Consider the following 26,775-nt stretch of genomic DNA (forward strand, 5'->3'; position numbering starts at 1 on the left):
ATGTCGTAATGATAAGTCGATAATTTTCTCTGGTTGGATTTCTGGGTTTTTATGTAAAGTTGTCGTGAGCCGTTTTTGTTTGCGGTGTTTGACTATTATTTGTATAAGGAAATCAGTATGTCTAATCAGTTTAATGCAACTATGAATGTTTTAGGGCGTCCGGTTGTAGTGCTTCCAGGTCGGATTGGCACTCGAAGAGTTGGCGGTGATCCGGTGCAATTTGAGTTTCAATGCATTAGAGAAAACTTTATTATCACTGTTGTGGGGGGAGGTGAAGCGAATGGGCAGTATGTTGGTTTGGATAAAGATGGGTATCTTTGTGTTAGAGATAAGCCCGTCACGTTCATGTTTTTAGATTCCGAGGATAGGAAGTTAGCGTGGAATAATCTGCCTCAGGGTAAGGCAGACGTTCGTATGTTTACGTCCGATGGGTCGGCGATTATGCAGTTTAGCGGGGATGACGCGTTTGAGGATCTTGACACGCTCTACAACTTCTTGATTGCCGGGCGGAAAGTCAGAAATGAAAATATAAGAGGTGATGTTGTTTATGTCGTGCCAACGGGACAAGACTCATGGGTGAAATATCCAGCCGAAAAGCCTTATACCGCTAAGCCGGTGCAGATCGTATTGGATATTAAATAATCCAGAAGCAGGTATTCAGCACAATCTGCGCGACTGGGAGCAACCATTTTCGAAGTCAAGCCAGCTCGGGCTCTTCCCGAGCTGGCTTTGTCCGTTATTCGTTTTGCGGCCCGCCCCCCGCCGTCACCACCTGCACACTCATCCGCGGTGTCGCCAGATCCAGGCCCGCTTCATCCAGATGCCGCTTGAGCGATAAATTGAACGCTCGGGAAACTTCCCACTGTTTGATCGGCGCCGTCTTGAACCTGGCACGAAGAATCGCGCTGCCGGACTCGAAACTCTCCACTCCTTGAATCTCCAGTGGTGACCAGATATCGCGACGCTGTAGCGGATCGGTGCGCATTTTCTGTCCGACTTCGCGAATCAGTTTGATCGCGTCATCGATTTCCATGTTGTACGGGATCGCCACCCGGAAGATCGCGTAGCCGAATTCCCGTGAGTAGTTCTTGATGCTTTTGATTTCGCTGAACGGAATCGTATGCACGATACCGTCGATGTCCCGCAGGCGTACGGTGCGGATGGTCAGCCCTTCGACGGTGCCGAGGTGTCCGCCGACGTCCACGTAGTCGTCGATGGCCAGGGAGTCTTCGATGATGATGAACAGCCCGGTGATCAGGTCGGCGACCAGCGACTGGGCACCGAAGCCGATGGCCAGGCCGATCACCCCGGCACCGGCCAGCAGTGGCGTGACGTTCATGCCCATATTTGCCAGGGCGACGATCAGCGCAATGATGAAAATCGCCACGAACAGCACGTTGCGGATCAGCGGCATCATGGTTTGCGCGCGGGCATTGGCCAGGCCTTTGCGCGAGCGGGTCAGGGCGTGATGCACGGCGGTGTCGCTGAGGATCCAGATCAGCCAGGCGAAGATCAGCGTGCCACCGAGGCTGAACAGTTTGACGCTGATTTCGTGGCCGTCGCCTTCGGCAAAGCGGATCAGCGACATGCCCCAGACGCGCAGGCCTAGCTCAATGAACACCAGCCACACCAGCAGGTGCGCGAGGGTATAGAAAAAGCTCTTCAGGCGTTCCGAATACAGGGCGTGGCGTTTGAGTCCGCGCTGGGGTTTGAGTGCGTGGCGGCGCACCAGCCCGTTGATCACCATGCACAACACCAGCAACACCGTGCAGATCAGCGCCTGGCGCAATGCGGTGCTGGTATCGCCGGCCGATACGAATGTGGCAAACAGCGAGATCGCCACCAACACCAGCGCCGGCAAATACCAGAAGGTTCCGAGAATCGAGAGGGTGTCGCTCAGGGCGCGCCGGGTCAGGCGCCGTGACAGGGGCTGGTTGCGGATCAGGTGCGCGATCGGCCGCCGGAAGCGCAGGATGAACATCCCGGTGGACAGCGCGGCCAGCACATTGGCGGCGGTCGCGGCAGTGTGCGCCAGATGTGTCCCGAGGCTGGCCACCAGGCGTGGGTCGCTCAAGGCTTCTCCGAAGGCGGCGAAGCTGCCGATCAGCCACAGCGGGCGAAAGGCCTGATGCCGCAGGATGTACAAGGCGCGATGGCGATGCGGGCCGTCGAGCACGGCAAACGCCACCACGCAGACCGCCGAGAAACAGGTGCCGACCACCAGTGCGTAGGCCAAGACCATTGCCAGGTCTTTGCCCAGGGACGAGGGCAGGGAGTAGCTCAGGTAGATGGTGATCAGCAGCGCGATGAGCCACGGGCCAAGCTTGCGCAAGGCAAAACGCAGTATGTCCCAGGCCTTGGGGTGTTGCGGCAGTTCTTCGGTGAGACCGAAGCGCGTCCGTACCCGATGACTGAGCCAGATCAGCGCCGCGGCCAGCAGGCTCCAGAGCATCAGAACCAGGGCGAACGCAGAAATGATCGGCAACCATTCGCTGGCCGGCAGCATCAGCGCCATCAACTCTTCCCCGGCCAGATCGAACTCTTGCGACCATTGGGTGAGAGGACTGTCGATGCCGGAAAACCGTTTCTCGAGACTGGCCAGGGTACCGCCGATCAAGCCGAGTACGCCTTCTTCGGCGGCAGGCTGGGCTTTCTTGGTGGCGTCGCGGAGCTTTTTCAGGTCGGCCAGCAATTTTGCCCGTTGCTGATCGTTTTCCAGCGACTTGATCACTTCATCCAGCGATTGCCCCAGAGGCTCTTCCGCCTGCGGCTGGGCTTTCGCCGAGCCGTTGAGCAGGCCCGGCAGGCCGACGGCCTGGACCGTAGCCATGGGGAGCAGCATCAACAGGCAGATGAAGAGGCAAGAGGGCAGGGCGAAAAGACGAGCGAACACTAGGCGGTCAACCTTGAAATTACGGATCGACCGAGTGTACGAGGCGGCTAAAACCAATGCGAGCGTAGCGAGCGCATTTATTCGGCGAGTTTGGCGAGGATTTTGTACACCACGGTGGCGAGGATCAGCAGCATGCCAATCCACATACTCAAGATGCCGGCGTTCTTATCGCGAAAGTTGTAACCGATGGCCAACAGGATCATGCCTGCCAGGATCGGAATGAGCATGGAGTTGAACGCAGACATCGAAATCATGGCGACTACCTTGTCGGAGGGGCTAGGTCTGAGTCTAGGACGCTTTTTCGCGACAGGGGTTGAGGTATTTTGTAGGAGCGAGCTTGCTCGCGATGGACTCAAGGGCGGCGCGTTTAATCAGAAAACACGCGTTATCGTTAACGTCCATCGCGAGCAAGCTCGCTCCTACAGGGCTCAGGGCACACTCGCGAATGGCTTTACGGCAAATCGCGGCTGGCGTAGAACGCGCCGAGTACTTTCACCAGGTGCGCCAGGTCATGGCTGCCGCACAGTTCACGGATCGAGTGCATGGCGAAGGTCGGCAGGCCGATGTCCACGGTGCGCACGCCGAGGTGGCTGGCGGTGATCGGGCCGATGGTCGAACCACAGCCCATGTCGCTGCGCACCACGAAGCTTTGTACCGGCACTTCTTCAGCCATGCACAGATGGCGGAAGAAGCCCGCGGTCTCGCTGTTGGTGGCGTAGCGCTGGTTACTGTTGACCTTGATTACCGGGCCGGCATTGAGTTTCGGGCCGTGATTGGCGTCGTGTTTGTCCGCATAGTTGGGATGTACGCCATGGGCGTTGTCGGCCGAGACCAGCAGCGATTTCTGAATGGTCCGTACGAACTCGTCCCCTTCTGGCAGCAGACGGCGCAGGGTTTGCTCGAGCATCGGGCCATCGGCGCCGCAGGCGGAGCTGGAACCGACTTCTTCGTGGTCGTTGCAGACCAGCACGCAGGTTTCGTCGGTCTCGGTGTTGAGCAAGGCTTGCAGCCCCGCATAGCACGACAGCAGATTGTCCAGCCGTGCGCCGGCGATGAAGTCGCCATGCAGGCCAATGATCGCGGCGCTTTGGGTGTCGTAGAAACTCAGCTCGTAATCGAGCACCACGTCGGCGTTCAGGCCATGTTCGCGAGCGAGCTGGTCGGTCAATACGGCGCGGAAGTCGACCCGCTCATCACCGGCAAACTGCGCGAGGATCGGCGGCAGTTCGGTTTGCGCGTTGATCGGCCAGCCCAGGTTGGCGTCGCGATTGAGGTGAATGGCCAGGTTGGGGATGGTGGCGATCGGCAGTTTGAAGTCGATCAACTGGCTCTCGACCTTGCCGTCACGACGGAAGGTCACACGCCCGGCCAGCGACAGATCACGGTCGAACCAAGGGGCGAGCAAGGCGCCGCCATAGACTTCGACGCCCAGTTGCCAGAAGCCCTGGCGTTGCAGCTCAGGCTGCGGCTTGACTCGCAGGCACGGGCTGTCGGTGTGAGCGCCGACCAGACGGATACCGCCGTGCAGCGGTGAGTGGCGACCGAGCTTGATGGCGACAATGGAGGAATCATTGCGGGTGACGTAGTAGCGGCCGTTGGCTTCGGTAGTCCAGGGCTCGCGCTCATCAAGACGCTTGTAACCCGCCGCTTCCAGACGCTGGACAAGACTGGCGGTGGCATGAAACGGGGTAGGGGAGGCCTTGAGGAAGTCGATCAGGCCTTGGTTCAACTCTTCGCGCATAAGTAACTCCAGACAGCAATGGCGGGAGTTTACCGTATTGGTCGCAGGTTTGGTGCCGGACGGCTCTTGTAGGAGCTGCCGCAGGCTGCGATCTTTTGATCTTCTGCTTGAGACTCAAGTGAAATCGAGAAAAAGATCGCAGCCTGCGGCAGCTCCTACACACAGGGGTATTTACCCTGGCTCAGAACGGTGCCGGGCACTCGAAGCGCAAGCGTTCGCCAGTTTGCGGGTGGGTAAAGCTGAGCATGCTCGCGTGCAAACACAAGCGTGGCCAGGCCGCCAGGGCTTGCGGATGGGCATACAGCCCGTCGCCCAGCAGCGGGTGGCCGATGGAGAGCATGTGCACCCGCAACTGGTGCGAACGGCCGGTGATCGGTGTCAGCTCGACCCGGCACCAGTCGCCGCAACGCTCCAGCACTCGCCAGAAGGTCAGGGCGTTTTTGCCGAACTCATGGTCCACCACATGCCGCGGTTTGGTCGGCGGGTCGTAGCGCAGCGGCAAGTCGATACTGCCGCTGTCCAGTTCCGGTTGGCCCCAGCAGAGTGCGGTGTAGGCTTTTTCGGTCTCGCGGTCGTGAAACTGCCGAGACAGTTCGCGGTGAGTGTCAGGATCGCGGGCCAGCAGGATAATGCCTGAGGTTTCCCAGTCCAGACGATGGACGATTCGCGCCTCGGGGTAGCCGTTTTCTTGCAAGCGGGTAATCAGGCAGTCCTTGTTGTCTTCGGCCCGGCCGGGCACGGAAAGCAACAGGGTAGGCTTGTCCACCACCAGAACGGCGGCGTCCTGATGGATGATGCGGATATTCGACAACGGCATTAAAACAGCCTCGTAACAAACGCCAACGGCGGCTCGGTCACCCCAGCCCCTTGTAGGAGCGAGCTTGCTCGCGATGGTCGTTAACGATAACGCGTGTTGCCTGACGAAACGCGTTAGCTTCAAGTCCATCGCGAGCAAGCTCGCTCCTACAGGGGGGCGAAGTGGCCCGAGCCGCCGTGGCTCCAGCCGGATCGATCAGCGATCAGGCAGGGTGATATTGAGTTCCAGAATCGAGCAGCTGCCCTGGTTTTCCAGAGCGACATGCACGTCATCGGACCCGATATTGACGTACTTGCGGATCACCTCGACCAGTTCCTTCTGCAAGGCCGGCAGGTAGTCCGGGGTGGTCCGTTGGCCGCGTTCGTGCGCCACGATGATCTGTAGACGCTCTTTCGCGACCGACGCGGTATTTACCTTTTTAGTGGCACGAAAGAAGTCAAAAATGTTCATTATCTATTTGCCTCCAAACAGGCGCTCGAAGAATCCTTTCTTCTGTGCATCGAGAAAACGATGCTCCACGGTTTTGCCCAGCAGACGATCGACGGCATCGCTATACGCCTGGCCGGCGTCGCTTTGGTCATCGAGGATCACAGGCACGCCCTGGTTCGAAGCCTTGAGTACCGCTTGGGATTCAGGGATGACACCCAGCAGGGCCACCGCGAGAATGTCTTTGACGTCTTCGACGCCGAGCATTTCGCCCTTGGTCACCCGCTCCGGGTTGTAGCGAGTGAGCAGCAAGTGTTCCTTGATCGGCTCTTCGCCTTTTTCAGCACGACGCGATTTGCTGGCCAGCAGGCCCAACATGCGGTCGGAGTCACGTACCGAGGACACTTCAGGGTTGGTCACGATGATCGCTTCATCAGCGAAGTACATGGCCAGGTGGGCGCCTTTCTCGATGCCCGCCGGGGAGTCGCAGACCACGAATTCGAAGGTCTCCTTGAGCTCCATCAGCACCTTTTCCACGCCTTCCTGGGTCAGCGCGTCTTTGTCGCGGGTCTGACTGGCAGCCAGCACATAGAGGTTTTCCAGGCGCTTGTCTTTGATCAGGGCTTGCTGCAGGTTCGCTTCGCCGTTGACCACGTTGACGAAGTCGTACACCACGCGGCGTTCGCAGCCCATGATCAAGTCGAGGTTACGCAAACCGACGTCGAAGTCGACGATGACTGTTTTGTGGCCGCGCAGAGCGAGGCCGGTACCGATAGCGGCGCTGGTGGTGGTCTTACCCACACCACCCTTGCCGGATGTAACCACTAGAATCTTGGCCAAGGTGTTTCACCCCTAAGGAAAAAGGACTTTTAGCCCCTGAAAAACATCTCTTGAAAACAACTGCGGTCGAACAGCCTTGGCTGAAATTCGCTTCGAAGCGGATTTACCTTGGGTAAAACCTGCTTTTCGCCGATTTCCTACTTCGTTTAAGCCGTTTTCGCTAGGTTTTAGAGATGCTTGGAAAATGCGGCAGTATCCGTTAAAGACGAGTGATGTTCAACATATCACCCGACAGGCTGATCTGAACTCCCGAGCCCCACAGCGGATCGCGACGCAGGTCTTCGGAAACCTTATATTGACCGGCGATCGATAGCAGTTCGGCACTCATTTGCTGACAAAAAATTCTGGCCCGGGTATCGCCCTTGACTCCAGCCAAGGCACGACCCCGCATGGGGCCGTATACATGGATGTTGCCATCGGCAAGAAGTTCCGCGCCGGGACTGACCGAGGACACTACTACCAGATCGCCACCCTGAGCATAGATCTGTTGGCCGCCGCGCACCGGCGAAGTGATGATTTTTGTCGGCTTAATGGTCGGTTCCGGCGGTTTTTCCGGTTTTTTCTTTATTTCGACTTCCTGGTCGAGCGGCCGCTCCCGCGCACCGGAAGGTGGCAGTACGGGAAGGTCCACCGCGATAGCTGCGGCAATGTCTTCGATGCGGCTCGCGCGGATGGCCAGGGTGCGCAGGCCATGCTGGCGACAGATGCGCATCAGAGCGGGCAGGTCGACGGCGCCTTCGCCGGCTGGAAGCTTGTCCAGGGCCAGCACCAGCGGGGCGTTGCTGAAGAAGTTCGGCGCCTGGGCGACCTTCGCGGCCAACTGGCGGTCGAGACTTTCGAGGTCGTTGCGGGCCAGTTCCAGCACCGTAATGGCGAGCATGCTGCCCTTCAACTGGAACACAGGATCTTGGTCTAGCGGTTCGGTTCGGCTCATGGTCGGCATTAAACGGCTTGTCACTGAAAGTGCCGAGACTTATAACCAGAACGCCCGCGAGCCGCAACCCGAGTCGAACCGATGTAGAATGCGCGACCTTGTTGTCTGTCCGGAATCTGTAATGGATCGCCCGCGTTTTAGAGCTGCATTTTTACATCCGCGTTTCTGGCCGCTGTGGTTTGGCCTCGGCCTGCTATGGCTGATCGTTCAGTTACCCTATTCGCTGTTGCTGAAGATCGGCCGCGCACTGGGTGCCTTGATGTATCGAGTGGCCGGCGACCGACGGCGCATCGCCAGGCGCAACCTGGAGCTGTGTTTCCCGGAAAAGTCCGCCACCGAGCGCAAACGGCTGCTCAAGGATAATTTCGCTTCCACCGGGATCGCCTTTTTCGAAATGGCCATGAGTTGGTGGTGGTCCAAGCCGCGTCTGGCGCGTCTGGCCCATATCGAAGGACTGGAACATCTGACCCAGGCCCAGCGTGAGGGCAAGGGCGTGATCCTGATGGCCGTGCATTTCACCACCCTGGAAATCGGCGCGGCATTGCTCGGCCAGCAGCACACCATCGACGGCATGTACCGCGAGCACAAGAACTCGCTGTTTGACTTTATCCAGCGTCGTGGCCGCGAGCGACATAACGCCGAGTCTCTGGCCGTGGAGCGTGAAGACGTGCGTGGCATGCTCAAGCTGCTGCGTGCCGGACGGGCGATCTGGTATGCGCCGGACCAGGACTACGGCGCCAAGCAGAGCCTGTTCTTGCCCTTGTTCGGCATCCCGGCGGCGACGGTCACCGCTACCAGCAAGTTCGCCCGATTGGGCAAAGCCCTGGTGGTGCCCTTTACCCAGCGGCGCCTGGCCGATGGCAGCGGCTACCGCCTGGTTATCCACCCGCCCCTGACGCAGTTCCCGGGGGAAAGCGAAGAAGCCGATTGTCTGCGGATCAATCAATGGGTCGAAGCGGTACTGCGCGAATGCCCGGAGCAGTATCTCTGGGCCCACCGACGGTTCAAGACCCGCCCGCCCGGTGAGCCGAAGTTGTATGAGAAGCGTGGCTGACGCAGCAGTGTCAGATTGATTGCCCCAAGCGCCATGGAGTGTTGCGATGAGCCCAGCTGAACCGGTCACAGGATTGATTCTTTCCGGCGGCGGGGCTCGGGCGGCGTATCAGGTAGGGGTATTGGCGGCGATTGCCGAGTTGCTGCCGGTAGCTGCACCGAACCCGTTTCCGGTGATCGTCGGCACGTCCGCCGGAGCGATCAACGCGGTCAGCCTGGCCAGCGGGGCAATGGACTTCGGCGGCGCGGTCGAACGGCTGACGGCGTTCTGGCAGGGTTTTCGCAGCCATCAAGTGATGCGCAGCGATTGGCCTGGGGTGGTCGGCCAGGCCACCCGGTTCGTCGGGCACAGTCTGCTGGGGCTGGGAGCTGCAGTGCCGGTGGCGCTGATCAATAGTTCACCGTTACGGCATTTGTTGAACAACAAGCTGCAGTTGTCCGGGATCGAGCAAGCCATCCGGCAAAAACAATTGCAGGCGGTGGCGGTGACGGCTTTCGGCTATGAGTCCGGTCAGGCGGTAACTTTCTATCAAGGCAGCGGCACCATCGAAGCCTGGCTACGTCATCGGCGTATCGGCGTGCCGACTCAACTGACGGTCGAACACTTGCTGGCCAGTTCGGCAATCCCGTTGTTGTTTGCTCCGGTCAAACTCGGTCAGGAATTTTTCGGTGACGGCGCAGTGCGTCAGTCAGCACCGATCAGTCCGGCGCTGCACTTGGGGGCGAGCCGGGTGCTGGTGGTCGGGGTCAGCGGCAACCCTCGGGGAGTCGACCTGCAGAATCCGTTGCAGCGTGCCTACACGGGGCAACAACCGACGCTGGCGCAGATCGGCGGGCACATGCTCAATAGCACCTTCATTGACAGTCTGGAGAGTGATATCGAGTTGTTGCAACGGTTGAATCAGTTCAGCCATCTGCTGCCAGCGGGTATCCCGAGCCGCAGTCTCGGCGTAGCGCCGGTGGAGGTGTTGGTGATTTCCCCGAGCCAACCGATCGACGAAATCGCCGCGCGCCATCGGCATGAGCTGCCGGCCGCCTTGCGCCTGTTCCTGCGCGGACCGGGCGCGACCAAGACCAGCGGCGCAGGCGTGCTCAGTTATTTGCTGTTCGAAGCAGGGTATTGCAGTGAATTGATCGAGCTTGGCCGCAGCGATGCCCTGGCCAAGCGCGAAGAGTTGTGCCGGTTTTTGGGGTTACCGGTGTTTACTGCCTTGTCTTGAGATCTGTAGGAGCGAGCTTGCTCGCGATGGACGCAAGGGCGCCGCGTTTATTCAGAAAACACGCGTTATTGTTAACGTCCATCGCGAGCAAGCTCGCTCCTACAAAAGGGCCTGTGTCCTGACTCAGAAATGCAACTTCACCAACAAGCTGGCGGTGTTCTGGTCGGTGTCGAAGAACTGGCTATCCTTGATCCCGTACTTGTTCTTCCAGTAGTCGTATTCGATACCGACATACAGCTGCTTCTCGCCAACATTCAGCGCCTTGCCCAGGTCGTATTTGATCTGCGGGTTGATGTGCAGGTTGGCGTGGTAGGTGCCTTTATCGTTCTGGTCGTTGTCGACCACCCAGTCGATGAACCCGTCGATCAGGATGTCCGATTTGCCCACAGGAATGGTATAGGCCCAGGCCGGTGTGATCTGCCAGACGTTGTCGCCAGCGCGCGAACCTTCGGTGTGGCGGTTATAGAAGTTCAACTGGAAGTAGTCGAAACCGGGGATCGCCAGGTCGAAGCCCGGACCGATCAGGTAGGACTCGGTATCGCCTTCGCCAAACTCGTAGGTCATGGCCAGCAGCACGTCCTTGATCGGGCCGAATTCGAGTTTCTGGTCGAAGATCTTGCCGAATGACAGGCGCGGCTGCAGTTCGCCGTAGTAGGTGTTCGGGCCGGCGAAGTTGTCCTTCTTGCCGTTGTAGAAAATCTTGTCGATGAACATGAAGTTATCGCCGTATTTCCAGGCATCGGCATGTTCGAAGGTCACGGTCTGCTGAATCTCAGGATTGACCTCGAAGTTCTGGCCATACAGGTAGGTCAGGCTATTGTTCTGCCAGAACAGCAGATCGCCGGCCATGGCCTGGCCCCCCGCCAACAAGGATCCGGCAAGCATCAGGCTGGTGCACGTACGTTTCATTCGGTTGCTCCCAAAAGTAGGTTGTTCCACGTTTTTTTGAACCGGCGCTCTGGTGCGGCGCCTTTTTTCGTTGTTGTAAAAGTCATCCGATCGGTCAGCTTTATTGCTGTTAGCAGGTGCTGAGCCAAGGCAAAAAAAACCAAAAAACTCCCGCTCGGCTGCCTGGAAGCAGTCGATTGAGAGTTGATTCGGGAGCCTGGAGACTAACCAGTGCCGGGATAAGTTGGCTTTCTGGTCAGGTTTTAAATCTGGAGTTTTTTTTAGACCAGATTCGGGCGGCCGCGGAGAATACTGGCTCCCGCGACATGGCTCAAGCGCCCCGTAACAGAGCGCTTGCAGCAGCATTGGGGGAGCCTTGCGGGCCATTTAGAAATGCACCTTGAGCAACAGGCTGGCGGTGTTCTGATTGGAGTCCAGGTTCGAGCTGCTCTGGATACCGTATTTGTTCTTCCAGTAGCTGTATTCGGCGCCCACGTAGACTTGCTTCTCGCGCCAGTTCAGGGCTTTGCCCAGGTCATATTTGATCTGCGGGTTGATGTGCAGGTTGGCGTGGTAGGTGCCGCGTGAGTTCTGGTCGTTGTCCACCACCCAGTCGATATAGCCGTCGATCAACAGGTTCGAGCGACCGAGGGGAATGCTGTAGGACCACGACGGGGTGATTTGCCAGACGCCGTCGCCGGGGCGCGGGCCTTCGGTCTGGCGGCGGTAGAAATTCAGGTTGAAGTAGTTGAACCCTGGCACCGCGAGGTCGAAACCGGGACCGATCAGATAAGCCTCGCTTTCCCCTTCGCCGTACTCGTAGGTCATGGCCAGCAGCACGTCCTTGATCGGGCCGTAGGCGAGTTTCCGGTCGAGGATCTTGCCGAACGAGAAGCGCGGGCTGAACTCGCCGTAAAAGGCGTGGGGACCTTTGATGCGGTCTTCGTCACCGTTGTAGAAAATCTTGTCGACGAACAGGAAATTGTCGCCGTACTTCCATCGGTCGGCGTGCTCGAAGGTCACCGTCTGCTGGATCGACGGATTGATCTTGAAATTCTTGCCATACAGATAGCTCAGGCTGTTGGTCTGCCAGAGCAGCAAATCGCCGGCCATGACTTGGGTGGCTGCCAGCAGTCCGCTGCTCAATAACAGGCTTGAGTAGGTGAATTTCATCGTGTTGCTCCCTGATTATTCTTATTGTCGAGGCGCAGGCAGCCGCTGACTGCGACCGGGCTTGCAGCCGGGTCTGCCTGTCATGCGTGTGGTGGTTGTGGCGGTTGGAAGCGGGCGGCCAATGCCGCCCGCTGTCGGTCAGTGCGGGTGAGCGGGTCGCAGAGTGTCGGCGGCCCGCTCAGCACCTCCGAGGATGTTGAACAACAGGTTCAGCGAGAGGGCACTGAGAGTCGCCATGGCGATACCGCTGTGGGTGATCGGACTCATCCACAGTGGCAGGTGGGCAAAGAACTCCGGACGAACCACCGGAATCAGGCCCATGCCGATACTCACCGCCACCAGCAACTGATTGCGCCGGTCGGCGATGTCAGCTTCCTGGAGAATCTTGATCCCGGTGGCGGCGACCATGCCAAACATCGCAATGGCCGCACCGCCCAGCACCGCCGAGGGAATCGAGGCCACCAGAAAGGCCGCTTTGGGCAGCAGGCTGAGGACGATCAACAAGCCGCCGGCGACTATGGTCACCGAGCGGCAGCGCACGCCGGTCATTTGCACCAGGCCGATGTTCTGGGCAAAGGAGGAGTGGGTGAAAGTGTTGAAGAAACCGGCGAAGAACGAGGCGCCGGCGTCGCACAGCAAGCCGCGCCGCAACATCCGCGGGGTGACTTCCTGGCCGGTGATCTTGCCCAGGGCCAGGAACATTCCGGTGGACTCGACGAAGATGATCACCACCACCAGGCACATCGACAGGATTGGCGCGAGATGGAACTGCGGCATGCCGAAGTGCAGCGGCGTGACGATCTGCAGCCAGGGAGCCTGCGCCATGCCGCTGAGGTCGACCATGCCGATGATGCCGCAGAGGACGTAGCCCAGGGCCATGCCGATCAGCACCGAGATGTTGACCCAGAAACCACGCATGAAGCGATGGACCAGCAGGATGGTCGCCAGCACCAATGCGGCGATGCCCAGGTAGATGGGTGAGCCGAACTCGGCGGCGCTGTTGCCGCCGCCGGCCCAGTTCACTGCGACGGGGAACAGCGACAAGCCGATCGAGGTGATCACAGTGCCGGTCACCAGCGGCGGGAAGAAGCGCACCACCCTGGACATGAACGGCGCGATGATCATCCCGAAGAAGCCGGCGGCAATGGTCGCACCGAAGATCCCGGGCATACCGATACCCGGCATGCCGGCCATGGCCACCATGCTACCGACTGCGGCGAAGCTGGCGCCCATCATCACCGGCATGCGAATGCCCATGGGACCGATGCCCAGCGATTGCACCACGGTGGCGATCCCGGCCACCAGCAGGTCGGCGTTGATCAGGAAGGCGATTTCTTCACGACTCAGGCCCGCGGCCTGCCCGATGATCAGCGGCACCGCAATGGCACCGCCGTACATCAGCAGAACGTGCTGCAGACCAACCAGGATCAGTTGCAAAAGGGGCAAACGCTGAATGGCGGGTGCGTCGGGGATGCGCGCTGCGGATAGCTCGGACATGCAACACCTCGGATCTTTTTTATTCTTGTGGTTTAACAGCTGTGTGCTTGCGAACAGCTTTTTTGAATCTGTCAGGCCAGCCACCAAAGCCCGCTCGCCACAAAAAGCCCCGATACCACAGGGCTTGATGTCTGCTTAGTTAGTCGGCGCTCCCTGAACAATCCAGGCGCCGATCAGGTCGCGTTCCTGCTGGGTCATCTGGGTGATGTTGCCCAGTGGCATGATCTGCGTGGCGACGGCCTGTGCCTGAATCCGCGCGGCCTGTTGCTGGATCTGTTGCGGGGTATCGAACATCACGCCACCCGGTGCCGTACTGAACAGCGGGCTGGTGGGTTTGGCCGAGTGGCACACTGCGCAGCGTTCCTGAATCACGCTGTGAACCTTGTCGAAGTCTGGGGCGGCAGGCTTGGCGGCCGCGGCTTGTGTCGGCTGCGCAGCAGGTGCTGGCGCTGGAGTCGCTTCAGGCTTGGCACCGCTGATCGCGGTTTCCGGAATCGGCTGGTACTCGATCTTTGCCGCTGTCTTGGCCACTTCAGGGGCGCTGGACATCTGCGCCGGCCCGGTCACGTAGGCCAGGCAGATCATGCCCAGTGCCGCTACCGGCAAGGTCCAGGCGAACCGATGGCTGTTGTGACGGGTGTTGAAGTAGTGCCGCACCAACACCGCCAGTACCGCGATCCCGGCCAGGATCAGCCAGTTGTACTGGCTACCGTAGGTGCTCGGGAAGTGGTTGCTGATCATGATGAACAGCACTGGCAAGGTGAAGTAGTTGTTGTGCCGTGAACGCAACAGGCCTTTGGCCGGCAGCGCTGGATCGGGCGTGCGGTTTTCGGCGATGGCCGCTACCAATGCGCGCTGTGCCGGCATGATGATGCGGAACACGTTACCGACCATGATGGTGCCGATAATGGCGCCGACATGCAGGTACGCACCACGACCGCTGAACACTTTGCTGAAACCGTAGGCTGCGCCAATGATCAGCACGAACAGGATCAGGCCGAGCAGGGCAGGGCGTTTGCCCAGGGCCGAGTCGCACAGGAAGGAGTAGATGAACCAGCCGGCGAACAACGAAGCGATGCCCAGGGCCACGCCTTCAGGTCCGCTCAGGCTGCTGCCCGGGGCCAGCAGGTACAGCGTCGGGTTGGCGTAGAACACCACGCACATCAGCGCGATGCCCGACATCCAGGTGAAGTAGGCTTCCCATTTGAACCAGTGCAGGTTGTCCGGCATGGTCGGTGGGGCCAGTTTGTATTTTTCCAGGTGGTAGATACCGCCACCGTGGATCGCCCACAAGTCGCCGGCCAGACCGTCTTTCGGGTTGACCCGATTGAGGTTGTTTTCCAGCCAGACAAAGTAGAACGAAGCGCCGATCCAGGCGACGCCAGTGATCATATGAACCCAGCGGATGCTCAGGTTCAGCCATTCCAACAGATGTGCTTCCACAGTCTTTACCTCTCGCCTGTCACTCTGTAGTCGAGTGATCAGACCTTCTCTTATTGGTGGGGGGCAAGGATCAACCGCTCATCCTCTTTGAAAAAATGCTCATCGCAGTTATTGCCTGTGCCACTGCGATCAACCACCAGGAAGTCATCCCGCTTTTCGATCGTCAGCACCGGGTGGTGCCAGACGCCGCGATGGTAATTAATGCCCTGCCTGCCGTTGGTGACGAAGGCACGGACCAAACCTGATACAGGTACATCGCCAAGTGGCGCGACCACGATCAGAAAGGGGTTGCCGAGCAGCGGTATGAACGCCTGGCTGCCCAGCGGGTGACGCTCCAGCATACAAACGGTCAACGGCATGTCCTGCGCATCGGCGCGGAAGATGCTGATGATCGCCTTGTCGTCCGGCGTGGCGGTTTCCACCTCGGCCAGACGATGGAAGCGCATGGTCGAACCGTTGTTGATCATGAAGTGATCGCTGCCATCGGTTTCGATCACGTCACCGAAAGGGGCGAAGGCTTCTTTGGTCAGCGGTTCAATCGTCAATGTGCGCATGCTGGTCTTCTTTATCTTTGAAATTCGTTGTCGGTTCACCGCATTCCCTGTAGGAGCTGGCGAAGCCTGCGATCTTTTGATCTTTAAAATCAAAGGATCGCAGCCTGCGGCAGCTCCTACATGGGTTCTGCATTTCAATCTCTATTTAGCGACCTTGCCCAACACCCGCAGGCGACTCACACCACCATCCGGGAACACGTTCAGACGAATATGGGTAATCGGGCCCAGCGCCTTGATCTGCTCGGCAAAGCTATGTTCGGCGTGCATTTCCAGCTTCTGTGCCGGCAGCAATTCACGCCAGAACAGCGATTGGGTTTCAATTTGGCTGTCGGTACCGCCCTTGACGAACGCGCCCTGGATCGAGCAGGTGTCCGGGTAGTTGCCCTTGAAGTGCAGGGTGTCGACTACGACTTTCTCGATCACGCCTGGATGGCCAAGGGCGACGATCACCCAGTCATTGCCAGGTGTGCGCCGACGGGCAGTTTCCCAGCCGTCGCCCATGTTGATGCCGCGACCCGGGTTGAGGATGTTGCTCATGCGCCCGAAGTGTTCGTCAGAGCAGGCCAGGGCGCGACCGCCATTCAAAGCGGCTGCCAGATCCACCTGTTCGTTGTCGCCGACTGCCGACCAGTCGCGGAACGGAATGCCATACACCCGCAGACGAGCTACGCCGCCATCCGGGTAGATGTTGAAGCGCAGGTGGCTGAAGGCCTGATCGTTATTGATCTCGTGGAAGTGGTGGCTGTTGCCTTGCAACTCGACCGCCGACAGCACTTCGACCCACTGGGTATCTTCAGTCGGTTCGCCTTGCGCCAGGAAGCAGGCTTCCAGCGAGGCAGACGGCGGGAAGTTGCCGGTGAAGAATGAAGTGTCGATGTCCACGCCTTTGATCGAGCCCGGCACGCCCAGGCGGATTACCGCGCTGTCGTAGCCTTCGAAGCGCTTGCGGCGCGACTCCCAGCCGTCCATCCACTTGCCGTTGTCATCGAAAACGCCCTCCTTCCACACTGCCGGAGTCGGCTGGAACAGCCGATTGGCGTCGGCGAACCAGTCATCGGTCACCGAAATGATCTTGGTGCCCAGACGGGCATCGGCCAGGTTGACGAACTTCTCGAAAGGTACGGCGTAAGCTTTCATTCTTCTTGTCTGCCTTTAATAAAGTGGCTTGGGACGCTTGCAAGGCCCGGGTAAACATCAGCGTTCATGAGGTTTCACGGGGCCCGGTCGCTATAGGGTCAATAATCGGAACAATGCGATCTTATTGATCTCCGCCAGCGCGCATTTGAATTCGGCGTCTGCCGAGTTGTGGATGCGCGTTTCGAACGCTGCGAGGATCTGATGCCGGTCGCTGCCTTTTACCGCCATGATGAAGGGAAACGCGAACTTGGCTTTGTAGGCTTCGTTCAGCTCGGTGAAGCGCTGAAACTCTTCGGCCGTGCATTGGTGAATACCCGCGCCAGACTGTTCTTGAGTGCTGGCTGCGGTAAGCTGGCCCTGGACGGCAGCTTTGCCCGCCAGGTCCGGGTGGGCGTTGATCAATGCCAGCTGGCTGGCATGATCGGCGCTCAACAGGATGTCGCTCATGCGCTGGTGCAGGGTTTCGATCTGGTCGATCGACGCGTCCTGGCCCAGGTCGAAAGCCTTTTCGGCCACCCATGGCGAATGTTCGTAGATATCGGCGAAGGCCTCGACGAAAGCCTCACGGCTCAGGGTCGATGGCTTCAGGGATTGAAACTGGCTCATTTCGCAGCCCCTTGGTACGGGTGGGTTTCATGCCAGTGGCGGGCGATGTCGACCCGACGGCTGAACCAGACCTGTTCGTGGCTTTTAGCGTATTCGATAAAGCGTTTCAGAGCGGCCAGACGCGCCGGACGGCCAATCAATCGGCAGTGCAGGCCGATGGAAAGCATCTTCGGCGCCTCGGCACCTTCGGCGTAGAGCACATCGAAGGCGTCCTTGAGGTACTGGAAGAAATCGTCGCCGGTGTTGAAACCCTGAACCTGGGTGAAGCGCATGTCATTGGTGTCCAGGGTGTAGGGGATCACCAGGTGCGGCTTGCCGGTCGGGTTGTTCGGTTCCCAGTAGGGCAGGTCGTCGTCATAGGTGTCGCAGTCATAGAGGAAACCACCTTCCTCCATCACCAGCCGACGAGTGTTCGGCCCGGTGCGGCCGGTGTACCAGCCCAGCGGGCGCTCGCCGCTGATTTCGGTGAGGATGCGGATCGCTTCGAGCATGTGCTCGCGTTCCTCGGCCTCGTCCATGTACTGATAGTCGATCCAGCGGTAGCCGTGGCTGCAGATCTCGTGACCGGCCTCGACCATCGCACGGATCACGTCCGGATGGCGCTGGGCGGCCATGGCGACGGCGAAGATGGTCAGCGGGATGTCGAATTCCTTGAACAGCTTGAGGATCCGCCACACACCGGCACGGCTGCCATACTCGTACAGCGATTCCATGCTCATGTTGCGCTCGCCCTGCAGCGGTTGCGCCGAAACCATTTCCGAGAGGAAGGCTTCCGACTCTTTGTCGCCGTGCAGAATGTTGCGCTCACCGCCTTCTTCGTAATTCAGCACGAAGGACAGGGCGATGCGGGCATTGCCCGGCCAGTGTGGGTGAGGAGGGTTACTGCCGTAACCGATCAGGTCGCGTGGGTAGTCAGCGCTCACTGCAGTCTTCCTTCTTGTTCGTGGTGTCTTGTTCATGACAAGGGTTGCGTGGCGGCCTGATGGTGGCGATGCAGGCTTGCGTCACAGTGATGGATTGATTGTATACAACTTTATTGTCACTTTGTAAGCCTGAATTTTCACAATTTTCACCGATGGTCATCTTGGGCTGGTATTGCAAGAAACCTGCCTGTTTGGTCAGGTAAGGGACGGAAGGGTGGCAGTTCTCAAGGCGCGGCTGCAAATTCACTGGCAATCCGCGGTTGGTAAGTCGGTAGGGTGAAATGTGATTTTTATTGTGTACAATTTTTAAGAAAAGTGTCTTAATCAATCCCTCGCCGGACCTTTTCGTGCTCCGAAACGGTGCGGTCTCCTTTTTAACTGACTCTGGGAGGCGCGAGGCCTGACTGCTTGATTGCAGGCAGGCGCGCAGAATCAATGGGACGTTTGACTACACACGTTTTGGATGCCGCACACGGTTGCCCTGGCAGCTCGATCAAGGTTGAGTTGTATAGGGTTGAAGGCACGCAGCTGGAGCTGGTCGCCAGCGCGCTGACCAACAGTGATGGCCGCTGCGATGCCCCGCTGCTGCAAGGTGATGACTACCGTTCCGGGGTCTATCAACTGCAGTTCCATGCCGGCGATTACTACCGTGCCCGCGGCGTACAGCTGCCGGAGCCGGCCTTTCTCGATGTGGTGGTGCTGCGCTTCGGTATCTCGGCCGAGCAGGATCACTATCACGTGCCACTGCTGATTTCGCCTTACAGCTATTCGACCTACAGAGGAAGCTAGACTCTCCCACGAATCTGCGCAAAAGCTTCTTTGGTCTTTCGCCCGCTCACGCTGCGGGCTTTTTTTCGTCCGTCGAAAAGATCAAAAGATCGCAGGCTGCGCCAGCTCCTACGCCGACCGCACACACCCGCGATTGACGGGTGTACACAGCCTTTGTAGGAGCTGGCGCAGGCTGCGATCTTTTGATCTTGCTTTACCTTACCGACTCAACAACGACGCAGCCCCCGCGCCACTGAACAACCCGGCACTGATCCGGTTGAACCAGCTCTGGCCCTTGCCGCTGCGCAGATACCGCGCCGCCCCATGGGCGCCCAGGCCGTAGGTCAGCTTGCACAGCAGATCAAGCACGGTCCAGGTGACGATCATGATCAGCAGCTGTGGCAGGAACGGCTGCTGGGCACTGAGAAACTGCGGCAGAAACGCGGCGAAAAACAGAATGTCCTTCGGATTGCTCGCTCCCAGCACAAACGCCCGCCCGAACAGTGCGCGAAAGCGCGGCACCAGCGCAGCCTGCGGAACTTCAGTGGCGTGAGCCGGTTGCCGCGATTGCTGCCAGCTCTGCCAGGCGAGGTAGAACAGGTACAGCGCACCGACGATCTTCAGGGCACTGAACAGCTGTTCCGAGGCCAGCAACAAAGCGCCCAGGCCCAGGGCCGAGGCGCTCAGCAGGCAGATCGAGGCAACCACTCCGCCCAGAAACGCCGGGTAAGAACGGCGCACCCCGTAGTTCAAACTATTGCTGATCATCAATAACGACAGTGGTCCCGGGATCAGGATCACTACCAGCGCCGCGCCGCTGAACAGCAGCCAGGTTTCCAGACTCATCTCTTTCCTCCATCTGTGCAAAAGCCCCACCGGACGGGGTGAGGCTGGGTGAAGCGGTGTCGCTTACAAGAAAATGAACTTGGCGATAAAGATCGCACAGAGTACCCACAGGCTTACGGAAATTTCCTTGTACTTGCCAGTGCCGGCCTTCAGTGTCACGTAGGTGATAAAGCCCAGCGCGATTCCGTCGGCGACCGAGAAGGTCAGCGGCATCATGATCGCCGTAACGATTGCTGGAATGCTGTCAGTGGCATCATCCCATTCAATGTGCTTCATGCCGCCCATCATCAGCATCGCCACATAAATCAGCGCGCCGGCCGTTGCATAAGCGGGAATCATGCCAGCCAGTGGCGCGAAAAACATCGCGGCAATGAACAGTACGCCGACAGTGACCGCCGTCAGACCGGTTCGGCCACCGGCGGCTACACCCGCCGCACTTTCTACGTAGCTGGTAACTGGCGGTACGCCAACCACGGCGCCGAAGACGCTGGAAGCGCTGTCGGCTTTCAGTGCGCGGGAAAGGTTTTCGATCTTGCCGTCAGCGTTTACCAGGCCGGCCCGTTGCGCGACGCCCATCAGGGTACCGGCGGTATCAAACATGTGTACAAAGAGGAATGCCAGTACCACGCTGATCATGCTGACGTTGAACACGCCGGCGATGTCCATGGCCATCCAGGTCGGCGCCAGGCTTGGCGGTGCCGACATAAGACCGCTGTAGTGCACCAGGCCCAAGCCCCAGCCTGCAAGTGTCACGGCGATGATGCTGATCAGAATCGCGCCGAACACCCGGTGATAGCTGAGCACGGCAATCATCAGGAAGCAGATGGCCGCGAGCAGCGGGCCAGGCTCGCGCAGGGAGCCGAGTTTGATCAGGGTGGCCGGGCTGTCGACGACGATCCCGGCGGTTTTCAGGCCGATGAGACCGAGGAACAACCCGACCCCCGCGCCCATGGCGTAACGCAAGCTCACCGGGATGCTGTTGAGCAGCCACTCGCGAATTCGAGAAAAGGTCAGGAACATGAACAACACACCGGAAATAAACACCGCACCGAGGGCGGTTTCCCAGTTGTAGCCCATGGTGCCGACCACGGTGTAGGTGAAGAACGCATTCAAGCCCATGCCGGGTGCCAGGCCGACCGGCCAGTTGGCGTACAGGCCCATCAGCAGGCAGCCCAGCGCCGCGGCGATACAGGTCGCGACAAAGGCGGCGCCATGGTCGATCCCGGCGTCCGCCATGATGTTCGGGTTGACGAAGATGATGTAAGCCATGGTGATGAAGGTGGTCAGACCGGCGATCAGCTCGGTCTTCACCGTGGTGCCGTGTAAGCTGAGTTTGAACAGGCGTTCGAGCCAGCCGTTGTTCAACGACGGCGAGAGATCCAGCGTAGGGGCTTCAGTTTTGCGGCTTTCCACAGCGAGTACTCCTCAAGAGTTTTATTGTTTTTTCCAGAACCGGACCCATGAGGGTGGCAGCGGCTCTTTGAGGCATGTAAGGCTTGCGGGCTTTTGTTGACCGTTAGGTCAGGAACTCGCACGAAACGAATTATGCTTTTGTATACAAAAAAAGCAAATAATGTTTTTGCTGTTGTGTGCGAAAAGGATGAAAGGAAGGATATATAGGAGGGAAGGATCCAGTAGCAGCGCGCAGCTTGGTGCGTCAGGTCCAGGCTGCTGGAGTGGCATGAGGGAAGGGTGAATGCAAATAAACCGGCGAATGGGCCGGTTTATTTTTGTCTGAGATCTCTGTTGCCTGGGCGAGCCCTATCGCGAGCAAGCTCGCTCCCACAGTAGATTTGTGGGGTAAAGGAGATCTGTGATCAACACTGATCACCTGTGGGAGCGAGCTTGCTCGCGAAGAGGCCAACAAGAACAACACAACCTAATCAGGCCGCCGCAAACCGCTTATCCAGATAATCAATGATCACCTTGGACTCATACATCCAGGTGGTCTGGCCGTTCTCTTCGATGCGCAGGCACGGCACTTTGATCTTGCCGCCTTGCTCCAGCAGGGTCTGGCGATCCTGCTGGTTATTTTTCGCATCGCGCAGGGCCACCGGCACATTCAAGCGACGCAGGGTGCGGCGAGTTTTCACGCAGAACGGGCAGGCGTGAAATTGATACAGGGTCAGGCCCTTGGCAGCCTGTTCGACCTGAGCCTGAGCGGCGACCGGGCGCTGCTGCTTGCGCGGGCGGCTGATGAAGTCGATGAAGATGATGAGTTGGCCCAGGCCGACTCGAAGCGCTTTGACGAACACGGTGTAAGCCTCATGGAGGGTGAACAGAGGCGCGCAGCTTACCTGATTTTCTGCGGGCGAAAAAAAACCGGCGATAAACGCCGGCTTTCTCCAAGTGCGGTGTTACTTGATCAGGCTTAGAAACTCGCTGCGGGTCGCTGCGTTTTCGCGGAACTCACCGAGCATCACCGAAGTGATCATCGACGAATTCTGTTTCTCCACACCGCGCATCATCATGCACATGTGTTTGGCTTCGATCACCACTGCAACGCCCAGGGCGCCGGTCACTTCCTGGACCGCGTCGGCAATCTGCCGGCTGAGGTTTTCCTGGATCTGCAGGCGCCGGGCGTACATATCGACGATCCGCGCGACCTTCGACAGGCCCAGCACCTTGCCGCTAGGGATATAGGCGACATGCGCCTTGCCGATGAACGGCAGCAAATGGTGTTCGCACAGCGAGTAGAGCTCGATGTCCTTGACCAGCACCATTTCGCTGTTATCGGAGCTGAACAAGGCACCGTTGGTGACTTCTTCGAGCGTTTGTTCGTAACCGCGGCAAAGGTACTTCATGGCTTTCGCGGCACGTTTTGGCGTGTCGAGCAGGCCTTCGCGGAAGGGGTCTTCGCCAAGCTGGCCAAGAATCGCGGTGTAATTCTGTTCCAATGTCACAGAGCGTTATTCCGTATGGGTTCTAGAGGGGTACGGTTTCTGCCTGTACCAATTTTGTACCATTCAGGCTTTGTTTCAGCTCCCCGAAATCGCTTCAGTCTTCGCTGGAGTGATCCACCGGGCATAGGGCGACAATAGCATTTGCACGCTTTGGACGAGCTGATTCGCAATGAATTCAAGGTTCATGCCTGTCATTAGGCACATAGTAACGTAGGTGTGCCGACAGTTGTATTGCCGCCGGGCACGGAGCTTCAATTCGGTCGGGGCCGCCTGGAGGTGTTTGTCGGCCACTCTGGCCTGCTGGAGGGGGCAACTGTCGGGGCAGTCGCTGGCATTGCGAGGTGCGGAATTTGACGATCGCTTCGGTTTCTCGCAGCCGCCATCGAGCGGGGTTGTTTTGGCCTGGAGAAACGCAATGACCGCTGCAGATGAAGATCGGGGCATCCTTGCCCCCACACGGGTTGACTGCCACAGAGAGCTTATTGCGAGAGAGTAGTAACTTTGCTATAGCCGTTTGTAAGTAGTACGAACTGTCAGCGTGCAAGCTGTGGCATATAAAAGATTATCAACTCTGATCGTCATTCTGTTTCGTGATGGGCAGATCCTTTACTTCTGACGTTGTTGCGGTTGTTGTTGTGTCTTGACATACGATTTTACCAACTTCATCCGCAATCGAACCGTCGACGATTCGACCTTCTATTTGATCGAGTTCTGCAGTCTCCAGCCCCTGAATGCTGTTGTAGGAGCCCATTTGGCGAACGCGTCTACTTACGCAATCGAGTTGTAGTTTCGTATAGGTGGTGAAGTAAGTCCCAGCTCTTTTTACTGTTGCCTGGAGCGCCGAGTTAGTTTCGACTGTCGAAACGACAGAGTATTCAACATCCGGATCATATCGGTATTGAAACTTTTGCTCCGCTGCTTGGACGCAGAGGCACGTTGGCACAAGTAAGAAAACCAATGGGACTTTCACTAGTTCATCCTTGGGAGAAGTATTGCTAAATGTTTATGGGTGGCCAGAAAGCGTTATACGTGGTTTGTGATTTTTATGGAATGTGGTGGCAAAACAATGGCACCGGCTTGCCTATCTTGGGCTAGGTGGCGCTATTTTGTCTAGTGTTTTACTGAGCTGAACGAGCGCTGCGGCCGAGAATGTGGCAGTCAGCACTGGCGGAAACGCGTCAGCGGGAAGACGCTGATTTACTCGTCGCGACCTTCCATCATGGTGCGTTTGAGCATCACGTACACCGCGCCGGCACCGCCGTGTTTCGGCTGGCAGGAGGTGAAACCGAGCACTTGCGAATGCTGGCGCAACCAGGTGTTGACGTGGCTCTTGATCATTGGCCGCTTGCCGTCCAGTCGCACAGCCTTGCCGTGGGTGACGCGCACGCAGCGGATTTCGAATTTGGTCGCTTCAGCCAGAAAGGCCCAGAGGGTTTCGCGGGCTTTTTCCACGTTCATGCCGTGCAGGTCGAGGCTGCCTTCAAACGGGATCTGGCCGACCTTCAGCTTGCGCATCTGGCTTTCCTGAACGCCGTCACGGGCCCACATCAACTCGTCTTCCGGACCGACATCGATGACGAATTGATCGGACAGGCCGTCAACGGTGGTCGCATCGGTGCGCACGGTCGCCGCCAGGCGCAATTTGGCGATCTGCGCACGGTCGGCCTTGGGTTTGCCCGTCTCGGCGCGATCATGTTTGATCGGCTTGACGCCGCGGATCTCGCTTTTGAACAGGGAAAAATCGTCGTCTTGCATGTCAGCCTCCGCGAAGGGCGGCTAGTTTACCCAAGTCGAGACGGATCGGGCAGAAAACGCTCCTGCCCGACACTCAGTCATTTTTCTTCATCAGGTGCGGCGCAATGTTCAGCCCGTGGGACAGGCGCCGACGGCGACGGCAGCGACGCCAGAACCAGATGCCGACGTACAGCAGCAACAGGCCGATCACCAGAATGACCGCCGAGCCGGCGGGGCTGGCATTCAGTTCGCCGAGTGCTGGCGGGCGACCCAACAGACTGGCGGCACCGGCCATTGCCAATAACACGCCGAACGTTGCCAGTACTGCCGAAAAAGCTGCGCCCAGGCGATAACGCCAATTACTCGGACCCTTGGGGCGCAAGCGGCGAGCGTCAAATCCATCGGATATCTTCATTCCGATCTTCCTCAATGGGTATCGGCCCTTCGACCGGGAGATGACCGGGTGGTTCCTGAGGCTAAGACAATTGCAGAAAATGAGAGACCTTTGTGGATGAGCGGCGGAATCGACCGCTCATCAAGGGTCGATCAGATCAGGTCTTTGGTCAGCGCGAGGGTGGCGAAGTTGTCCGCCATGATCGCCATTTCCGTCTGCTGTACATTTTCTGCGCTCAGGATGCCGCCTTTGTACGGCAGGTCGCGGGTCGCACACGCATCTTCCACCAGGGTGCAGCGAAAGCCCAGGTTCTTGGCCGCGCGTACCGTGGTGCTGACACTGGAGTGGCTCATGAAACCGCAGACGATCAGGTCCAGCGAGCCGAGGTCCTGCAGACGTTTTTCCAACTCCGTGCCGTGGAAGGCACTGGGCAGCAGCTTGCCGACGATGGTCTCGTCACCTTGTGGCTCCAGGCCCGGGATGAACTTACCGCGTTCACCCTGAGGATCGAACATGCCCCCCACGGTGCCAAGGTGATGCACATGCACGATCGGCCGACCGGCATTGCGGGCGGCGGCGACCAGTTGCTTGATGTTTTCGACGGCAGCATCCATGCCGGTCAGGGCCAGAGGGCCACTGAGGTATTCTTTCTGGGCATCGATAATGACCAGGCTGGCATGGTTCAAATTGGCCGGTGCATAACCACGGCCGCTGAGTTGAAACATCGTCTTTGGAACGGACATTCTGGGGCTCCTTTGGGTAGGGCTTTTGCGACATTGTCCTCTGGCTGAGGGCTTCTGTGAATCGCTACCAACGTAGGCTATGTGGTTGCTGGCCTACAGCCTTGTCAATAGGGCGGTTCTGTTCAAGTAAAAGCTTGAAAAATGGATAGTTCCTACATCGGGAAGGCATTTTTCATGCGTCGTCGGGGGGCGTTTTGGCTGTTAGAATCGTCAGTCGTTTTTTCAGGAGTTTGTCCCGTGATCACTTCCCGCCTGCGCACCTTGCGCGACCACATCCGTTGGGCCGTCAGCCGTTTTCATGGGGAGGATCTATTTTTCGGCCATGGAGCTGACAACGCCTGGGACGACGCCCGTCAATTGGTACTCGGCGCGTTGCACCTGCCTTGGGAAATTGCAGACAGCTACCTGGACTGTAGCCTGGAAGAGGACGAACTGGTCAATCTGCAGCGCCTGCTCAAGCGTCGAATCGAGGAGCGCATCCCTACCGCTTACTTGTTGGGTGAAGCGTGGTTTTGCGGAATGTCGTTCATCGTTGACGAGCGAGTGCTGATTCCCCGTTCACCGATTGGCGAGCTGATCGAAAAACGTTTTCAGCCCTGGTTGGGCGCCGAACCAGCACGGATTCTTGACCTGTGCACCGGTTCCGGCTGCATTGGCATCGCTTGCGCTTATGAGTTCCAGAACGCCGAAGTGGTACTGGCCGACCTGTCGTTCGAAGCGCTGGAAGTCGCCAATCAGAATATCGAGCGTCATGCTGTCGACGAACGGGTCTATACCGTTCAGGGGGACGGCTTCGATGGTCTGCCGGGCCAACGCTTCGACCTGATCGTTTCCAACCCGCCGTACGTCGATGCCGAAGATTTCGCCGACATGCCGGACGAGTATCAGCATGAGCCCGAGTTGGGCCTGGCCTGCGGTGAGGACGGCTTGAACCTGGTGCGGCGCATGCTCAGCGAAGCGGCGGATCACCTGACCGAAAAAGGTTTGCTGATCGTCGAAGTCGGCAATAGCCAGGTGCACGTCGAAGCGCTGTACCCGGAAGTGGACTTCGCCTGGCTCGACTTCGAACGCGGCGGCCATGGTGTGTTCATGCTCAGCGCCGAACAGTGTCGTCAGCATCAGGCGTTGTTTGCTTCGCGGGTTTAAATATCAGGTGTACGCAAACCCTGTAGGAGCTGCCGCAGGCTGCGATCTTTTGATCTTGGGTGCCTCGAAAAGATCGCAGCCTGCGGCAGCTCCTAC

General features: G+C 58.5%; 29 protein-coding genes. 5 read left to right on the forward strand and 24 right to left on the reverse strand.

Going from position 1 to position 26,775, the window contains the following annotated elements; all coding sequences use genetic code 11:
• Positions 1 to 117 precede the first annotated feature (117 nt).
• A complete protein-coding gene (locus ACA064_RS07285; RefSeq protein ID WP_497672769.1) occupies positions 118 to 642 on the forward strand; it encodes a hypothetical protein in 525 nt (174 codons plus the stop codon).
• A 94-nt stretch (positions 643 to 736) separates the two neighbouring features.
• Here the strand turns inward: ACA064_RS07285 and ACA064_RS07290 are convergent, their stop codons facing one another.
• From ACA064_RS07290 to minC, 7 genes are all read right to left on the reverse strand, one after another.
• The gene (locus ACA064_RS07290; protein WP_497672770.1) at positions 737 to 2,893 is read right to left on the reverse strand and encodes a mechanosensitive ion channel family protein; all 2,157 of its coding nucleotides are present in this window, start codon (positions 2,891 to 2,893) and stop codon (positions 737 to 739) included.
• A gap of 77 nt (positions 2,894 to 2,970) precedes the next feature.
• The gene (locus tag ACA064_RS07295) at positions 2,971 to 3,147 is read right to left on the reverse strand and encodes a hypothetical protein (RefSeq protein WP_497672771.1); all 177 of its coding nucleotides are present in this window, start codon (positions 3,145 to 3,147) and stop codon (positions 2,971 to 2,973) included.
• A gap of 197 nt (positions 3,148 to 3,344) precedes the next feature.
• Entirely contained in the window at positions 3,345 to 4,634 is a 1,290-nt protein-coding gene (locus ACA064_RS07300; RefSeq protein WP_497672772.1) for a M18 family aminopeptidase, read from the reverse strand.
• Between the two features lie 181 nt (positions 4,635 to 4,815).
• A complete protein-coding gene (locus ACA064_RS07305; RefSeq protein WP_150640240.1) occupies positions 4,816 to 5,451 on the reverse strand; it encodes an RluA family pseudouridine synthase in 636 nt (211 codons plus the stop codon).
• 195 nt (positions 5,452 to 5,646) lie between these two features.
• Positions 5,647 to 5,901 carry a cell division topological specificity factor MinE gene (minE, locus tag ACA064_RS07310; protein ID WP_150640239.1) on the reverse strand — a complete coding sequence of 85 codons (255 nt, stop codon included), beginning with the start codon at positions 5,899 to 5,901 and terminating at the stop codon, positions 5,647 to 5,649.
• Positions 5,902 to 5,904: 3 nt separating this feature from the next.
• Entirely contained in the window at positions 5,905 to 6,717 is an 813-nt protein-coding gene (gene minD, locus ACA064_RS07315) for a septum site-determining protein MinD (protein ID WP_150640238.1), read from the reverse strand.
• 199 nt (positions 6,718 to 6,916) lie between these two features.
• The gene (gene minC, locus ACA064_RS07320; RefSeq protein ID WP_497672773.1) at positions 6,917 to 7,651 is read right to left on the reverse strand and encodes a septum site-determining protein MinC; all 735 of its coding nucleotides are present in this window, start codon (positions 7,649 to 7,651) and stop codon (positions 6,917 to 6,919) included.
• A gap of 121 nt (positions 7,652 to 7,772) precedes the next feature.
• Between minC and ACA064_RS07325 the strand changes: the two genes are divergently transcribed.
• Complete coding sequence (locus tag ACA064_RS07325; protein WP_497672774.1) at positions 7,773 to 8,705, forward strand: lipid A biosynthesis lauroyl acyltransferase; 933 nt, start codon at positions 7,773 to 7,775, stop codon at positions 8,703 to 8,705.
• A 46-nt stretch (positions 8,706 to 8,751) separates the two neighbouring features.
• Positions 8,752 to 9,924 carry a patatin-like phospholipase family protein gene (locus ACA064_RS07330; RefSeq protein ID WP_497672775.1) on the forward strand — a complete coding sequence of 391 codons (1,173 nt, stop codon included), beginning with the start codon at positions 8,752 to 8,754 and terminating at the stop codon, positions 9,922 to 9,924.
• Between the two features lie 123 nt (positions 9,925 to 10,047).
• Here ACA064_RS07330 and ACA064_RS07335 read toward each other — a convergent pair whose 3' ends face one another.
• The 9 genes from ACA064_RS07335 to ACA064_RS07375 all read right to left on the reverse strand — a co-directional run bounded on the left by ACA064_RS07335 (position 10,048) and on the right by ACA064_RS07375 (position 18,473).
• Positions 10,048 to 10,833, reverse strand: coding sequence for an outer membrane protein OmpK (locus ACA064_RS07335; RefSeq protein WP_497672776.1), 786 nt, complete (start codon positions 10,831 to 10,833; stop codon positions 10,048 to 10,050).
• Positions 10,834 to 11,199: 366 nt separating this feature from the next.
• Positions 11,200 to 11,985, reverse strand: coding sequence for an outer membrane protein OmpK (locus tag ACA064_RS07340; RefSeq protein ID WP_497672777.1), 786 nt, complete (start codon positions 11,983 to 11,985; stop codon positions 11,200 to 11,202).
• 138 nt (positions 11,986 to 12,123) lie between these two features.
• Complete coding sequence (locus ACA064_RS07345) at positions 12,124 to 13,482, reverse strand: nucleobase:cation symporter-2 family protein (protein WP_497672778.1); 1,359 nt, start codon at positions 13,480 to 13,482, stop codon at positions 12,124 to 12,126.
• Positions 13,483 to 13,617: 135 nt separating this feature from the next.
• Positions 13,618 to 14,925, reverse strand: a complete 1,308-nt coding sequence (locus ACA064_RS07350; RefSeq protein WP_497672779.1) for a urate hydroxylase PuuD — start codon at positions 14,923 to 14,925, stop codon at positions 13,618 to 13,620.
• Between the two features lie 50 nt (positions 14,926 to 14,975).
• Positions 14,976 to 15,479: an ureidoglycolate lyase gene (locus ACA064_RS07355; RefSeq protein WP_497672780.1), complete on the reverse strand. Its 504-nt coding sequence runs from the start codon at positions 15,477 to 15,479 to the stop codon at positions 14,976 to 14,978.
• A gap of 141 nt (positions 15,480 to 15,620) precedes the next feature.
• Entirely contained in the window at positions 15,621 to 16,616 is a 996-nt protein-coding gene (gene alc, locus ACA064_RS07360; RefSeq protein ID WP_497672781.1) for an allantoicase, read from the reverse strand.
• Positions 16,617 to 16,706: 90 nt separating this feature from the next.
• On the reverse strand, positions 16,707 to 17,222 hold the full coding sequence (gene uraD / locus ACA064_RS07365) for a 2-oxo-4-hydroxy-4-carboxy-5-ureidoimidazoline decarboxylase (protein ID WP_497672782.1): 516 nt from the start codon (positions 17,220 to 17,222) through the stop codon (positions 16,707 to 16,709).
• On the reverse strand, positions 17,219 to 18,145 hold the full coding sequence (puuE, locus tag ACA064_RS07370) for an allantoinase PuuE (RefSeq protein ID WP_497672783.1): 927 nt from the start codon (positions 18,143 to 18,145) through the stop codon (positions 17,219 to 17,221). The genes uraD and puuE overlap by 4 nt, the downstream gene beginning before the upstream one ends.
• Positions 18,135 to 18,473: a hypothetical protein gene (locus ACA064_RS07375; RefSeq protein ID WP_497672784.1), complete on the reverse strand. Its 339-nt coding sequence runs from the start codon at positions 18,471 to 18,473 to the stop codon at positions 18,135 to 18,137. The genes puuE and ACA064_RS07375 overlap by 11 nt, the downstream gene beginning before the upstream one ends.
• Positions 18,474 to 18,580: 107 nt before the next feature.
• On the opposite strand from ACA064_RS07375, the gene uraH reads away from it, so the two are divergent.
• Positions 18,581 to 18,934: a hydroxyisourate hydrolase gene (gene uraH / locus ACA064_RS07380; RefSeq protein WP_489357023.1), complete on the forward strand. Its 354-nt coding sequence runs from the start codon at positions 18,581 to 18,583 to the stop codon at positions 18,932 to 18,934.
• A 198-nt stretch (positions 18,935 to 19,132) separates the two neighbouring features.
• Here the strand turns inward: uraH and ACA064_RS07385 are convergent, their stop codons facing one another.
• The 8 genes from ACA064_RS07385 to ACA064_RS07420 all read right to left on the reverse strand — a co-directional run bounded on the left by ACA064_RS07385 (position 19,133) and on the right by ACA064_RS07420 (position 25,533).
• The gene (locus tag ACA064_RS07385) at positions 19,133 to 19,759 is read right to left on the reverse strand and encodes a LysE family translocator (RefSeq protein ID WP_497672785.1); all 627 of its coding nucleotides are present in this window, start codon (positions 19,757 to 19,759) and stop codon (positions 19,133 to 19,135) included.
• Positions 19,760 to 19,822: 63 nt separating this feature from the next.
• The gene (locus ACA064_RS07390; protein ID WP_497672786.1) at positions 19,823 to 21,172 is read right to left on the reverse strand and encodes an NCS2 family permease; all 1,350 of its coding nucleotides are present in this window, start codon (positions 21,170 to 21,172) and stop codon (positions 19,823 to 19,825) included.
• A 470-nt stretch (positions 21,173 to 21,642) separates the two neighbouring features.
• Positions 21,643 to 22,014, reverse strand: coding sequence for a glutathione S-transferase N-terminal domain-containing protein (locus tag ACA064_RS07395; protein ID WP_497672787.1), 372 nt, complete (start codon positions 22,012 to 22,014; stop codon positions 21,643 to 21,645).
• A 102-nt stretch (positions 22,015 to 22,116) separates the two neighbouring features.
• Entirely contained in the window at positions 22,117 to 22,662 is a 546-nt protein-coding gene (gene folE, locus ACA064_RS07400) for a GTP cyclohydrolase I FolE (protein WP_497672788.1), read from the reverse strand.
• Positions 22,663 to 23,227: 565 nt separating this feature from the next.
• Positions 23,228 to 23,632, reverse strand: coding sequence for a hypothetical protein (locus tag ACA064_RS07405; protein WP_497672789.1), 405 nt, complete (start codon positions 23,630 to 23,632; stop codon positions 23,228 to 23,230).
• 227 nt (positions 23,633 to 23,859) lie between these two features.
• Positions 23,860 to 24,417 (reverse strand): Smr/MutS family protein, encoded by a 558-nt coding sequence (locus ACA064_RS07410; protein ID WP_497672790.1) that lies wholly within the window; start codon positions 24,415 to 24,417, stop codon positions 23,860 to 23,862.
• 73 nt (positions 24,418 to 24,490) lie between these two features.
• Complete coding sequence (locus ACA064_RS07415; protein WP_497672791.1) at positions 24,491 to 24,811, reverse strand: hypothetical protein; 321 nt, start codon at positions 24,809 to 24,811, stop codon at positions 24,491 to 24,493.
• 131 nt (positions 24,812 to 24,942) lie between these two features.
• A complete protein-coding gene (locus ACA064_RS07420; RefSeq protein ID WP_497672792.1) occupies positions 24,943 to 25,533 on the reverse strand; it encodes a cysteine hydrolase family protein in 591 nt (196 codons plus the stop codon).
• 237 nt (positions 25,534 to 25,770) lie between these two features.
• On the opposite strand from ACA064_RS07420, the gene prmB reads away from it, so the two are divergent.
• Positions 25,771 to 26,679, forward strand: a complete 909-nt coding sequence (gene prmB / locus ACA064_RS07425) for a 50S ribosomal protein L3 N(5)-glutamine methyltransferase (RefSeq protein ID WP_497672793.1) — start codon at positions 25,771 to 25,773, stop codon at positions 26,677 to 26,679.
• Positions 26,680 to 26,775: the final 96 nt, after the last annotated feature.

The organism is Pseudomonas sp. LBUM1658 (assembly GCF_059716055.1).